A 13987-nucleotide genomic window follows, 5' to 3' on the forward strand; every position below is an offset into this window, starting at 1 on the left:
TTCCGGGAAGTTCGAGCTCACCACTCACGACGCGGAGGAACTTTGGAGGGTGGAAGATGGTGAGGGCGCGGATTCCAAAGGGAACACCCGCCTGATTCAATCTTTACTGGCCAGTAAAAAATGACCTGCCAGTGAAAATATTTGATTTTTTCACTCTAAAGTGATATCTTTACTGACTGTGCAAAAAGGGCTTCCCAGTGAAAAAGTCGCCATTCGTTATGAAAGCGAGTTGGTAGAGCACTTTCGGGAGCTCATGGGGGTGGACCCAGACATCCATTGGCTCGCCGGGACGTCGACACCTCATGGGATTTCAGATGGCCACGTAGAACTGGAGTTCGATGGGAGACGATTTGGGTTCACTCCCCACTACGAGCTCAAACCCACCGTACCGTGGCTGGAGGACTTGAAAGTGCGCTCCCTCACCTGGCCGCCACCTCTCGTCATCGCCCCAGAACTGTCCTCCCGGCTTCTCACGGAATGCAAGAGGCTGGAGATTGCCGCCATTGATCTCAATGGACGCTGCTGGCTGAGGGCGCAGGGATTCCTCGTAGAACGCCTCGCCTTGCCCGGACGTTCATTCACCTACGAGCTGGAACCTCGAAATATCTTCGTGGGCAAAAGTGCCCGCATTGTTCGGTGCCTGCTCACTGACCGTGACCGCATCTGGACTCAAGCGGAGGTAGTACCCCGTACCCAAGCCAGTTCCGGCCTTGTATCTCGCATCGTCCATCACTTGATAAGCCAGGGATTTGTCGAGAAGCTGACTCCGCGAACGTTTCGTCTGCGCGACTGGCATGCGTTGCTGAATGAATGGACGGAGTCCGACCGTTTCTCGAAACGGACGCGCACCACCCTTTACGCGGGCTTCCTCGGGGGACCGGAATTCCTGGCGGACCGTCTTCAGCGATGGGCCGACGAAGAACATGTTCCGCTTGCCTTCACGCAATGGATCGCCGCATGGACACGGCACCCCCATACGGAACCAGCAGTTTGTTCCGCGTATGTGAGTCGTCCTCCTGAAGCTGCCACTTTAGAGCGACTGGGTCTCCGGCAAGTCACGGAGGGTGGAAAGCTGTGGCTTCATGTGCCGGATGACGAAGGCGTTCTTTCCGAAACCCAGAATCGCAAAGGACTGAGGCTCGTCACGGACGCGCAAATCTATCTCGACTTGCAACGTACCGGCCTGCGCGGTCCGGATGCCGCCTGGGCTCTTCGAGAGTGGGGGGGCTTTTGCAGGCCATGAAATACGAGACCTACAGTGAATACGAACCTCAGAGAGTGAGCCTGGCAGAGGGTGCCTTCATCACCGTCTGGTCAGCACTCAGTCAATGGCACCAGGATCTGGTGCTCGTGGGTGGATTGGTGCCGAAGTATCTCTGTGGTGATCTCACCCAGCAACGGTCATTACCACGTCCCGCGACGCTGGATGTGGACCTGGGTATTGCCCTTGCCGCCGATCACGGCCAATACGGCAATCTGGTTTGGGAACTTCGCGGACACGGCTTCCAGCAAAACACAGCACACCCTTCCCGCTTCGAAAAGATCATTGGGGGTGTGACGGTGCCGGTGGATTTTCTAGTCGAGAAACCACCGCATGCCACCGGCACGGCACAGGTAGCGGATATCACCGCAGGTATCATGCCCGGCGTAGAGCGGGCGCTCGCCACAGCGCGAACGGTCACGCTCTCAGGGGTAGATCTACACGGAGCCACCCAGAACCTGCGCGCCCGCGTTTGCGAAGTCGGTCCCTTTCTCGCGCTCAAGCTTCGCGCCTTCTACCATCGCCAGCAGCCGAAGGATGCATTCGACATTCTCTATACTCTCCTTCACTACGATGGTGGCAGTGCTGCTGCCATCGACGCGTTTGCCGCGGAGATTCGGCTCGGAAATCCCGCTGGCGAAGAGGCGCTTCGTACCTTGAAGGAACACTTTTCCACGGAGACTTCGCCGGGTCCCGTCAAGGCCAGCCACTTCGTGCTGGGTGAGGCAAATCCCAATGAGTCTGGGGATGTCCGCTTCGAGCGCATCTCGCTGCGTCAGGACATGGTGGATGCTGCCTCCCAGTTGCTCAGGGCAGCGTCTGCCTGAGCGGTAGTGGATGCTTGGGTGATTTTCCCCTGTGACGCACTTTTTGCGCTTGGCAGCCCGCACGCTCTTCGTTTCATATACCCCCTCAATGGCGGACTACTGACTACTGACTACTGACTACTGACTACTGACTACTGACTACTGACTACTGACTACTGACTACTGACTCCGCGCTCCGCATTTCCCCACAACTCATCACCCCTAACTCGTAACTCCTCACTCACTCCTCCCCATGCCCATTGTACAGACCAACGGTATCAACATGGCCTATGAAGAACGCGGTTCCGGTGATCCGCTGATCTGCATCATGGGTGTCACGGCTCCTGGCGGGGTGTGGGATGCGCATGCGCAGGCCTGGGAGAAGCACTTCCGCTGCATCCTGGGTGACAATCGCGGCGTGGGCCTCACGGACAAGCCCGAAGGTCCCTACACCACCGCGATGATGGCGGATGACTACGCGGGCCTCATGGACAAGCTGGGTATCAAGAAAGCCCGTGTGGTGGGCTGTTCGCTGGGCAGCGTGATTGCGCAGCAGCTCGCGCTGCGTCACCCGGACAAGGTGCAGAGCGCGATCCTCATGTGCACATGGGCGCGGCAGGACCGCTTCGGCATCTACACGTGGGAGCACATGAAGAAGTGCAAGGCCACGATGCGCCCGGAAGATTTCATGCACTACGTGCAGATGCTCATCTTCACCAAGCCTTGGTTCGACAATGATGACTGCTGGAACAACATGCAGCAGGGCCTGAAGGATGCGGCGATTGGCGCCGCACCGCAGCCCGTGCATGCCATGGAAGCGCAGGCCGCCGCAGCGATGAATCACAACACGCTCAATGAGCTGAAGAACATCAAGGTGCCCGTGCTGGTCATCGGCGGGAAGAACGATGTCTTCACGCCTCGCTGGATGAGCGAGGAAGTGGCGGCGGGCATCCCGGGATCCGACCTGCATCTCTATGATGACGCGGGCCATGCCTTCCACTGGGAGTGTATGGGTGACTTCAACCCGCGCACGACGGAGTGGCTACTGAAGCACTAGGGGGAGAGGGATAAGGAATAAGGTCCCAAGATTTAAAAGCGGCGCGGGGTGACTCGCGCCGCTTTTTGTTTGTATGTTTTGCGTCAACTCTTTCTGAGTGCGTGCATGCTGTTGCGAGAAAAAGTCGGGGCGCGCGCCTCCAAGGATCGGGGGCGCTCCTGCCCCCTTTCTGCAGGTGGCAATGCCGGTGTCGTGTCGCTCCGGTGGGACGTTCCAACATGACTTTGCGTCCTCTTTGCGCACTACTCTCCGCTCAGGATCACATCCGCTGCCTTCTCGCTGACCATGAAGATGGGTGCGGCGATGAAGTAGCCGGGGATTTTTGGGAATACGGAAGCGTCCACCACGCGCAATCCTTCCACGCCATGCACGCGGAATTTGCTGTCGAGCACGGCCATCTTGTCCTGCAGCAGGCGGGTGTCTGGGCGCCAGGGGTCGCTCCCGATGCGGCAGGTCCCGCAGGCGTGGTGGCCCCAGGCTTCGTTCTTGATCCATTTGGCGAGCGGTGAGTTCACATCTTCGCTGTCGTGCTTGTCAGCGCCGGGCTGGACTTCGGTGGCGAAGACCTCTCCGTCCTCATCTGTCCTGGCGTGCGCGTTGATCTGGCGGGCTTGCTTCACGGCGCGCAGCAGGGCTTTCAAATCATGTCTCCAGCCCGGTGTGCCACCTTCATCGAAGGAACGGAAGAGAATCCTGGGTGTATCGAATGGACTGGCGGAACGCAGGCGCACGGTGCCGGCATTGTTGTCCGTGTAGGCCTTCAGGATGACCCAGGACCACAGGTTGTAGTGAGGCTTCGCACCAGGGCTCTCTGTCTCGCCATTGGGCAGTTTGGTCCTTCTTAGCAGTTCCTTCGACCAACCCCAGTAGAAGCCACGGAAGGCAGCGGGCACGCCGAAGACGAACAAGTCCGGCTCCGGCGCACTATCTGCGGCGGTGCCGGATGTTTGCATGTAAGCCATGGTGCCGCCATTCGTGGCATACAGGCTGTCCCTGCCCTTTTGATAAGCGCAGCGCGCCTTGTCTTTGGGATCACCTGGCACGAAGCTCACCTTATTCTCGCTCAAGGTGGTGAAAGTTTCACCATCCTTCAGGGTGCTGATGACCGCGATCTCATAGCGGTCCTGGAGATTGCGTCCCACGCCCGGCAGGTCGACAAAACGCGGGCCTTGTATCCCGCTCCTGCTCAGCGGTCGTCCGTCCACGCCCTTGATGCCATGCAGTCCCGGCACGTTTGACAGTGCCTTGCTGTCGCCGATGCCGCTGAGCATCAGCAATTGCGGCGTGTTGAATGCGCCACCGCAGAGGATCACTTCGCCTTGTGCCTGGGTGCGGTAGCACGCCAACGGGCCGCTTCCCCTGCTCGTCGGTTGCAGCGGGCTGGCCTTGTAAAGATAGCTGCCCTGCATGCACTCCACTCCCACGGCGCGGGGAGCTCCACTTCCTCCCTGCCCCGATGCGGCGAACAGCACCCGAAGCACGTGCATGCCCTGCACCACGTGCAGTTTGTCCGGATGCTTCCGCTGGGTCTTGAGGATGAACTCACGCACGCCTGCGCGCTTTGCCTTGAACGGCAAGGCATCGTGTCCGGAATCCATGCCCGTGGGAATGAAGAACGGTCCACTCGGATTCTTGCGGCGCGTGCGCAGGTCATTCGGGTCCAGGCGTTGGGCGAAGCGACTCCGCACGATGCGCGACAACTGCCGCACGGTCCCCCAGAACCGGCTGCGATCTCCGGTGATGAATTGCCGGGCACCCTCCAGGATGGAACCCAGATGTTTGTCACTCTGAGAGATGCGGATGGCCAGGCTCAGGGCCGTGAAACTGGTCGGCTGCCATCCGAAGAAACCGTGTCCGCTCCTGCAGTCCATGCCCTCGGGATGGACCAATTGCTTGACCTTCCGACCCACGTACGTGAGTGGCGCGGTCAGCGTGCCCAGCACCCGGCGCACGAAGGGCACGTACTGGCAGCGCTCGAACTTGGCAAAGTAGGGCTGCATCTTTGCGGCCTGCCATGAGGCATCGCCCGTGAGTTGTGCGATGTGCTCCCAGTCGCGATCCTGGGGCCGGATGAGGATCATGGCATGGTGCGCGGTGCACCCACCCAAGCCGGCGCTGCGGGGATAGAAGACGCCGCCGGTGCCGACGGGATCGTCGTGCTTCGGATTGTATTTGTCGTCCTCTTCTTGTCGCTTCGTGTCTGCATAGTGCCGCACGGAAAACTGCCAGCTCATCTCCTTGTCCTCGGACGCGGCCGCGTAGTAGCACGGGGTGTCATGCACTTCTCCAGGCTTCGCATCAGGGTAGTCTCTCGACTGCGACTTCGCCGGATCACCCCCTGCATCCAGCAGGAGCACCTTCTTCCCCGCAAGAGCGAGACGGCAGGCCAGTGGACCTCCACCCGCTCCCGCGCCAACCACGATATAGTCATACGTGGTCTCCCGACCCGCAGCAGCATGCCCATGCATGGCATCCACGGTCGTAGCGGCAGCGGTGGCGAGAAAGGTCCGGCGTTTCATGAGAGGACAGAGGGTTCAGGACAGCGCTTGGTCGAATTCATTTTTCGATCAATTGCCGAATCGAACACACTTTTTCCATCCTGTCACGAAAAGAAAAGATGAAGGGGGGGGGCGGATGAACAGGACGCAGCGGGCTGGAAAGCCCGCGCTCCTTTACTGCATCTCCTCAGTTCTCCGCTGCTTCGTTGCTTTACGTCTCACCTGCTCTACTCGTACCTGCACTGCGCGGTCGCGTGGCAATCCTTGGAGACGGTGACTCGGAGCCAGCGGGCGGAGATGTTTTCGTCGAAGGTGTAGTCGAGGCTCTTGCCTGCGGGCACGTCGGCGGTGCGGACAGTGATCCAGTGGCCTTCGCCAGTGGGGTCGACTTGCACCACCATCTCCACGGTGTCGCTCGCGTCATGCGAGAGGGAGATGGTACGCTTGTCGTAGCCGGCAAGGAGGAAGGGGTCGGAAGGCTCGCCCGCTTTCGCGGCGGTATTCTTCCAGGGACCGCCGTAGCCCACGGGCTTGCCGAGCTTCCAGAGGTCATCAATGGCTCCGGCCCACACGGCCGCTTTGCCGTCGTCGCTGCGGATGATGTGCGGGTTGTTCGCGGGAGCATCCGCTTTCACACCGGTGAGGATGAGCAGGCCGCGATAGGAGCAGTAGTCCATGAGGCGCAGCTTGTGTGAGGATACAGGGCGCACCTTGGCGAATCCATCGGCGTTCTCCGCGGGCAGTTCGTAGAAGGTGCCGCTGACGTGGAGGAGGTCGCGCTCCGTGGCAACTTCGCGGGCGATGCGCACGAGGCCGCCGTTCGTGATGGAGTCATAAGCAGCATTCGTGCGCGGGAGGCGCCAGCGGCGCTTGCGGTCATCGGTGATGAGCACGGAAGCATCATCAAGAGTGATGACGTGATGCGGGATGGCCGCGTTCTTCTTCACATACTCGTGTGCCTTCGCGTCATCCACATGCTTGAGCTTCAGCTCGGCGTCGAGTTCGTAGTAGCCGATGTCCTCCACCTTCCCGCCGTTCACACTCATGGCGGCGAAGTGCATGGAGCGCTTGTCCTCGCCACGAGCGCGGACGAGACCTCCCAGGTGCGCGCCTTCTTCCAACGAAGCGAGACCGCTGAAGATGGCGTCGGCTTCGGTGCTGCGCTTCTCGGCATTGCTGTAGCTGAAGATAGCAGAGATTTTCTTGCCATCGGTCAGTGCCTTCAGACGGATCCATTCCGCGCCCTTCTGCTTCACGTCGCCCATGAAGTGCGAGTTACCGACGCCGCCGCCGAGGGTGGTGTCGCTGATGGTCGTCCACTGGCCATCGCCCTTGCTGATTTGCAATTCGAACTGGAAGTCCTGCGTGCCTCCGTTGCTCGACCACTGCACGTGGCGCTCCCATCCTGCGAAGAGGAAGGGGTCGGTGGTGTCTCCTGCCTTCACGTCCTCATTCAGCCACACAGCGCCGCTCGCGGTGGCGGGTCCGAGATTGTCGGGTGTATCGGAAGAGGTGAACCACAGATTCGAGTGTGACTGGCCGGGGCCTGCGATCTCGCCCTTCACCTTGCGCTTGTTCAGGAACTCGGACTTCGCGCTGTCATCGCAGCCGAAGACGAGACGATCATTCCACCGGGTGAAGTCGCCGATGACCTTCAGATACGCGGAGCGTGGGCGGATGCCGGCGCTGTTCGCCACGGAGAAGGTCTTGGGGAAATGCCAGAACATGCCGTGCATGGTCATGAGCAGCTCGGGCTTCTCCGGCATACCGATGTCGCGGATACGGGGCCATTCGGTATTCCAACCGTGGGCGCCATCGTAGCTGTGGCTCGCCTTGGGCAGGCGATAGCTGTGCCACTTGCCGCCATCCATCACCATGAGAATGAGTGAGCGGTGATCCCAGCCCACGCTCCATACAGGATCCGTGTCGGGGTTCGCATTGCCATAGATGCCGCCGGGGCCGGTGACTTCGGTGAATTGATTGCGGCGCACCACAGTCCACTGGTCTGCCTTGCCATCCCACTCGGCAAGCACGCCGGAGGGCACCCGCGGGTCCTTCAGCGCTTCCTTCGCGTGGTCGCCGTTGTTGGCATAGATGAGCCTGCCGTGGCCGCTGTAGAGTCCCTTGCCGTGGTAGCCGGGGAGGTCGGCGTGGCGTCCCTGCTTCACCTGCTCATCTGTCCAGAGCTCTTTGGCTTCGAGGGTCTTCACATCCACCTCGTAGATGCCCTCCTCCATGGTGGCGTAGTAGATCTTGTTCGCCGGGTCGGTCAGGTGGCGGGCATTGCCGGTGTGCCGGCCGTACATCTGCTTCGGAGTGATGACGCGCACCGCGCCCTTGTCATCGATGACATAGGGTCCGATGAAGAGCTGGTTCGACTCGCGGTGAACCATGCGGTTCGCGGGCGTGCCGCCGACGCTCTCAGGGCGCACGGTTTGCACGAGATCCGGGGAGACTTCGTAGAGCTTGTCCGAGGAGCCGGTGGGTTTGTGCGGGGCGTAGGTGATGACCCAGAGCTTCCCTGCCCAGGGCACCACGGCGCCGGTGCCGCACTCGCCTTCGTTGTTGTACATGGCGAGGCCGGGATAGATGCCGCTGAGCTGGATGGGCGTGGGCTCAGCGGACTGGAGTGGGGCTATAGACGCGAATAGGCCAAGGGCCAGGAGAGCTCTGAGGAAGGGCTTCATGCGACACCATGAGTCTGGATCTTGGGCGATTGGACAAGGAAAATCGGTCGAATACAGGCGGGGTCGGGTGGGCCGGGAACTACGGATGCGAGGCGGGCTGCATTGGATTCAACACAGAGCCACAGAGGCGCAGAGGAACTTCGGAGACTGAGGTTGAGGGCTGACATCGGCACCATAACCGTCTTTGAAATGCCTACTTCGCCGGCAATTTTTTTACCTCGGACAGTAGTTCTTGGATCCTTGTGTCGCGCTGCGGATGTGTTTCGTCCAGGCTCCATGGTCTACCGAGGATGATGGCCACATACCGGGAGACAACGTCGCATTTACGGAGGCGAAGCCGACGTGCGGCCATGCCGGCCTCGGTTCCCAAGCGGTCGGTGTAGCTCACGGGAATCTGGCTGGAGAGGAGAGGGAGCAGGTAGGGCAACGCATCTTTCCCACTGGCCAACAAGAGCTTTCCAAATTCAAGGTCCTGCCACTCTGTCCCGTCCATCCCAGACCAGCTATAATCATCCACGTAGTCAAAATCGCCGAGGAATGCACAGAGGATTTGAGCGGTGAGAGCGTGGTCGACTTCTTTTGCTTTCTCCTTATTTTTTAGATGGAGATAGAAGAGAGCCAGCAGCGACTCCGTGCCGGGATGGGCCACGACGTAGACACGAAGTTTCTCTTCACGTCCTTCGAGCTGCTTCCACACGTCTTGCAGCTTCACATCTGTGTCGAACGCGAAGAGGGCGCCTCGTAGGGAAATCCACGCCAGCTTTGCAATCACCTCGTCATCGTATCCATCGTCCGCGACTTTCTGGTTTGGCAGGGGAGCCACCAGTCCCTGGGCCTGCAGCTTGGAAACGAGTACGTTCATCGCGGCATCTCGCTCCTTATGCGTGGATTCTATCTTCCAGGGTTGTCCCGCGATCTCTGCCGCGACCGCATAGGCGATGTCGCACTTCCGCAGACGACGCTGGATCGCCAAGTCATTTGAGTTCGGTGGGGCAGTAATGCTGTATTCGATGGCGACACGCTTTTGCATCAATGGCAGGAGATGCTGCAAAGCAATGCGGCCACATTTCACCAGTTGTTCCGCGGCGAAGCCCAACTCTATCGTAGGGGTTCCCTCCTGAATGAGCAGCCAATCCTCAGCATCCTCGAAGTCTGAAAGCCAAGCAGTCAATATCTGAGCCTGGATATCGGGCGCCACTTCCTCCCGCTGAGCGAGGAGCAACATCAAGGGCAGGAACCCGTTTGAACCTCGACGCTCCTGCACGAGTTTCCGGAGTTCCTCCCGCTGAGCGGCCACCTCCCGCCAGTCACTGTACTTAAGGAATGAGCTGAAGGTCCAGCCACCCTGGGAATTTCGGCTCAAGTCTTCCATGGAGACTTTTGAAATTCTCCAGTTTGGGTCGGCATTTTCCTTGTAGACCAATGCTGGAATCTCACTGGAGACGCGAGAATCGCCAAGAAAGGCGAGAAGGAACAGGGCACATGCTGTTTTGAGGGCCTGGGATTTTAGCAATGGCATGAGCGGGGGCTGGGATGAACTGAGTTGTGTTCTATCAGGTTCTGCCTTCCTCCGCCAGCTTGGAAAGTGTGGCGACTTCGTCGCGGTGAAGCGTGCAGCAGGCTGCACTTGAGGAAAGCGGCAGCAGGGCTGCGCGCAGTCCAAGGCCTTCGGCACAGCTTCTAAATCGTTACCCTCACGCTCATGCGCTACGTGAGCTGCTGGATTTCTTCTTTGACGCCCTTGATCTGCTACCTCCCATGATTTCAGTGATGAGCGTCGCTTCGCTCCAGCGTTCTCTCTTCCCTCGCCTGCTCACCATGCTCCGTTTCTCGCTCACTACTCCCCTCGCCTGTATAGCTCTGCCACTCGCGGTCCTTGCCGTGGATGACAAGCCACTTGGCAAGCCAGACAGCGCAGGTGGTTTGCAGCCGTATGAGCGGAAGGCGGAGCCGGGCATCGCGCCGGCGTCGCAGGAAGGAACGCAGGTACTGAAACAGCTCGGACTGCCGGCGGGGATGAAGGCGGACCTGTGGGCGGCGGAGCCGGAGCTCGCGAATCCGGTGGCGCTGAGTGTGGATGAGAAGGGACGTGTCTTCGTGGCGGAGACGCATCGGCTCGGGTCCAGTGTGCTGGATATCCGGAACTACATGTTCATGCTGGAGGATGATCTCGCCTGCCGCACGGTGGCGGACCGCATCGCCATGTGTAAGAAACACTTCGGTGAGAAGTTTGCGGACCTGGAGAAGGAGGAGGACTTCATCCGCTTGATGGAAGACCGCGACCACGATGGCAAGGCGGACTTCACGAGCCTATATGCGCGAGGGTTCAACCATGCGGAGGATGGCATTCCCGCAGGCGTGCTGGCGCGTCAAGGCACGGTGTGGGCCACGATCATTCCGAACCTGTGGAAGTTTGATGGGACGAATGACAAGGGCGAGGCGGTGACGAAGAAGTCGCTGAGCTATGGCTATGGTGTGCGCTTTGGCTACACGGGGCATGACATGCACGGGCTCATCCTTGGGCCGGACGGGCGTTTGTATTTCAGCATCGGCGACCGCGCAGCGAATGTGGAGCTGCCGGATGGACGTCGCATCGAGAATGTGGACAGCGGCGCGGTCTTCCGCTGTGAGCAGGATGGCAGCAAGCTGGAGATCATCCACTGGGGTCTGCGCAATCCACAGGAGCTGGCCTTTGACGACCATGGGAATCTCTTCACGGGCGACAATGACTTCGACTACGGGGACACGGAGCGGCTGGTGTATGTGGTGGAGGGTGGCGACAGCGGCTGGCGTGTGGGGTATCAACACCCGCCCATGGGCAAGGAGCGCGTGCCGTGGAAGTCCGAGCAGATCTGGATGTCCTTCAAGAGCAGCCAGGAGAAATACAACGGCGTGCCGAACCCGAAGGTGAATGAAGACCTCGGGGTGCGACCGGCGGCGTATCTGCCTCCGGTCTCGAACATCGGCGATGGTCCCAGCGGTCTGCTCTTTGACACGGGCACGGGGATTTCACCGCAGTTCCGCAACCACTTCCTGCTGTGCCATAGCAAGGGCAGCTATGCGAAGAGTGAGATCCGCGCCTTCACGCTGAAGGAAGATGGCGCGAGCTTCACTCTGGGCGAGACGAAACCCTTCCTGCAATTCATCCACAGCCCGGACCTCGACCTCGCGCCGGATGGTTCTGTCTACGTGCTGGACTGGGCGGAGACGATGAGCAAGACCGCGAAGGGTCGCATCTTCCGCGTGTATGACCCCGCTGTGCTGGCCGACCCGCTCACACTGGAGACGAAGAAGTATCTGGAGGAAGGCATGAAGTCACGTGATGTCGCCGAGCTGACGAAGCTGCTCGCGCATGCCGACCGTCGCGTGCGCATGGAGGCGGAGTTCGAACTTGCGGCGCGTGGGAAGGAAGGGCGTGCGGCGCTGGAGAAGGCGGCGGCGAAGAAGGATGTGGTGGCAGATGCGAGGCTGGCAAGGCTCGCGCGGCTGCATGCCATCTGGGGACTGGGCATTCAGGGGCGCAAGGACACCAGCGCGTGTGAGAGCCTCCCTGCCCTGCTGAAGGATGCGGACAGCGAAGTGCGGGCGCAGGTGGCGAAGGTGCTGGGGGATGTGAAGTACGGGGAGGCGACGGGGGCGCTGGCGATACGGTTGCAGGATGATGCACCACGCGTGCAGTACTTTGCCGCACAAGCGTTGGGCAAACTGAAGGCGAAGCAGGCGGTGACGGGGATCATCGAACTCATCAAGCAGAACAACAACAAGGACGCCTATCTGCGGCATGCGTGTGTGATGGCGCTTTATGGGATGGCCACAAAGTCGAGTGACCTGTTGCCGCCGAAGCAACTGCAACCAGACAGTGCCTTTGATGAAGTCATCATGGACTTCCTGGACGAGTCTATGCGCTCCAATGAACCCGGCGTCCCACTCGCGGTGACCTTGGTCGGGCGCAGGCTACACGGGGGGAGTCATAGATTGCCCGTAGAAGCTGTGTACTGCAAAGCCAAAGACCCAAACGTGCGGGCACAGGTGCGGGCCGAAGCAGCGCGGGTCATCACAGAAGACTTCGCAATATACAATGGCCTCGTCTCTGAGCAGGGAGGAGCCGGCATGTATTTCCCGCTGAATCCCGTCAGCAACGCACGAACGCTTTATGCCTGGTTTCTAATAGATGCCTTTAGTGAAGACCGGGAAAGGGCAGCTGACAGGGATGAGAAGTATGCCCAGAATATGGCGGACGTCGCTGCGGCAATGGATGATGAACATTATACTTTGGAAAACAAGCTCGATGCCCTCACCTACCTCGGTGATTGGGCCACGCCACAGACGCGCAATCGTTTCACGGGCCTCACCTTTACAAAGAAGTGGCAACCTTGTGGAGGGAAGTATGCCATTGATGCCATAGAGGAATACTGGGAGAAACTGATGAGTCCCAAGCAAGACATCCAAGTGCGCGTAGCCGCCGTCGCTGCTGTGCGGAAGCTCAAGGCGGATGGCTTCGCACCGAAGATGGCAGCCATCGTGAAGGACAAGGCTCAGCCTGTGGAACTGCGTCTCGCCGCGTTGGAAGCACTGGGCGACTGGCGAAATGTCGCAGCGCTGAACGAGGCCATCACGGCAGCACAAGAGAGTGGCGAGGCTTCGCTGAAGCGGGCCACGCTGAAGCTGTTGCCGAAGGTGGATGCGGAGCGCGCGGTGGCGGTGTTGGAAGCGACGTTGGATGGCAAGGATGCGGCGGCGCAGCGTGAAGCGCTGGTGGTGCTGGGCACGTTACCAGCGCACGGCAAGGCGGATGCGCTGATCGCGGCACAGGTGGACAGGCTCATCGCGGGCCAGGTGGCTCCGGGAGCGATGCTGGAGGTGATGGAGACGGCGAAGCGTCGTGAGGATGGCGCGGTGAAAGCGAAGCTGCAGCAGTACCTGCAGTCGCTGCCGCAGACACGCACGGCAGCGGCGTTTCCGCAGTTGCTGCAAGGCGGTGATGTGGCTGCGGGGAAGAAGGTCTTCTTCGAGCACACGGCGGCGCAGTGCCTGCGGTGTCACAAGATCGGTGGCAAGGGCAGCGAGGTGGGCCCCACGCTGGATGGCATCAGCAAGAAGCATCCTCGGGAGTACCTGCTGGAGGCCGTGCTGTTCCCCAACAACAACATCGCCCCCGGATTCGAAATGACCATGGTGGTGCTGAAGGATGGCAAGAGCTACGGCGGCATGGTGCGCAAGGAGACGGACACCGAACTGCAACTCAGTGCCCCTGTGCCAAACGCGCCCGTGGACACCGTGAAGAAGGCGGACATCCAGACCCGCGCGCCGGGTATCTCGGCGATGCCGGAGATGATGCAGCAGGTGCTGACGCAGCGGGAGATTCGGGACCTGGTGGCGTATCTGGCTTCACTGAAGTGAAGAGTGCAATGTCAATGCGGGCGGGTTTGGGTGGCCGGAACCTACGGGTGCGCGGCGGGCTGCATTGGATTCAACGCAGAGACACAGAGACGCAGAGGAACTTCGGAGACTGAGAATGCGGCGAAGTTGGGGTGTTTCCTTCAAGAAGGGAGAATCACACGACAGATCCAGATGCTGTGACGCGCAGCGGCCTTGGACTGCGTGCAGCCTGCTGCCGCTTTCCAGAGTCCGCAGCCTGCTGCGGCGATGGTGACACTCGCTTGTCGTATGACGTGCCC

At 60.2% G+C, this 13987-nt stretch carries 7 protein-coding genes; 4 read left to right on the forward strand and 3 right to left on the reverse strand.

What is annotated here, in order from left to right; all coding sequences use genetic code 11:
• The first annotated feature begins 253 nt into the window (after window positions 1–253).
• The 3 genes from DES53_RS28805 (at window position 254) to DES53_RS28815 (ending at window position 3124) form a co-directional block, all read left to right on the forward strand.
• Complete coding sequence (locus DES53_RS28805) at window positions 254–1243, forward strand: hypothetical protein (protein WP_147263696.1); 990 nt, start codon at window positions 254–256, stop codon at window positions 1241–1243.
• Entirely contained in the window at window positions 1240–2088 is an 849-nt protein-coding gene (locus DES53_RS28810; protein ID WP_113961814.1) for a hypothetical protein, read from the forward strand. The genes DES53_RS28805 and DES53_RS28810 overlap by 4 nt, the downstream gene beginning before the upstream one ends.
• A gap of 232 nt (window positions 2089–2320) precedes the next feature.
• Window positions 2321–3124: an alpha/beta fold hydrolase gene (locus DES53_RS28815; RefSeq protein ID WP_113961815.1), complete on the forward strand. Its 804-nt coding sequence runs from the start codon at window positions 2321–2323 to the stop codon at window positions 3122–3124.
• 242 nt (window positions 3125–3366) lie between these two features.
• Here DES53_RS28815 and DES53_RS28820 read toward each other — a convergent pair whose 3' ends face one another.
• The 3 genes from DES53_RS28820 to DES53_RS28830 form a co-directional block, all read right to left on the reverse strand.
• Complete coding sequence (locus DES53_RS28820) at window positions 3367–5643, reverse strand: GMC family oxidoreductase (protein WP_113961816.1); 2277 nt, start codon at window positions 5641–5643, stop codon at window positions 3367–3369.
• Window positions 5644–5849: 206 nt separating this feature from the next.
• Window positions 5850–8309 (reverse strand): hypothetical protein, encoded by a 2460-nt coding sequence (locus tag DES53_RS28825; RefSeq protein ID WP_113961817.1) that lies wholly within the window; start codon window positions 8307–8309, stop codon window positions 5850–5852.
• A 193-nt stretch (window positions 8310–8502) separates the two neighbouring features.
• Complete coding sequence (locus tag DES53_RS28830; RefSeq protein ID WP_113961818.1) at window positions 8503–9828, reverse strand: hypothetical protein; 1326 nt, start codon at window positions 9826–9828, stop codon at window positions 8503–8505.
• A 299-nt stretch (window positions 9829–10127) separates the two neighbouring features.
• Here DES53_RS28830 and DES53_RS28835 point away from each other — a divergent pair, with 299 nt between their 5' ends.
• On the forward strand, window positions 10128–13709 hold the full coding sequence (locus tag DES53_RS28835; protein WP_170157502.1) for a DUF7133 domain-containing protein: 3582 nt from the start codon (window positions 10128–10130) through the stop codon (window positions 13707–13709).
• Window positions 13710–13987 lie beyond the last annotated feature (278 nt).

Source organism: Roseimicrobium gellanilyticum (assembly GCF_003315205.1).
Taxonomy (GTDB): domain Bacteria; phylum Verrucomicrobiota; class Verrucomicrobiia; order Verrucomicrobiales; family Verrucomicrobiaceae; genus Roseimicrobium; species Roseimicrobium gellanilyticum.

Bases quoted from the DNA above. Each gene is read 5' to 3' on its own strand.
- DES53_RS28825 (WP_113961817.1), bottom strand. From the start codon at position 8,309: ATGAAGCCCTTCCTCAGAGCTCTCCTGGCCCTTGGCCTATTCGCGTCT.
- DES53_RS28805 (WP_147263696.1), top strand. From the start codon at position 254: ATGGGGGTGGACCCAGACATCCATTGGCTCGCCGGGACGTCGACACCT.
- DES53_RS28810 (WP_113961814.1), top strand. From the start codon at position 1,240: ATGAAATACGAGACCTACAGTGAATACGAACCTCAGAGAGTGAGCCTG.
- DES53_RS28815 (WP_113961815.1), top strand. From the start codon at position 2,321: ATGCCCATTGTACAGACCAACGGTATCAACATGGCCTATGAAGAACGC.
- DES53_RS28830 (WP_113961818.1), bottom strand. From the start codon at position 9,828: ATGCCATTGCTAAAATCCCAGGCCCTCAAAACAGCATGTGCCCTGTTC.
- DES53_RS28820 (WP_113961816.1), bottom strand. From the start codon at position 5,643: ATGAAACGCCGGACCTTTCTCGCCACCGCTGCCGCTACGACCGTGGAT.
- DES53_RS28835 (WP_170157502.1), top strand. From the start codon at position 10,128: ATGCTCCGTTTCTCGCTCACTACTCCCCTCGCCTGTATAGCTCTGCCA.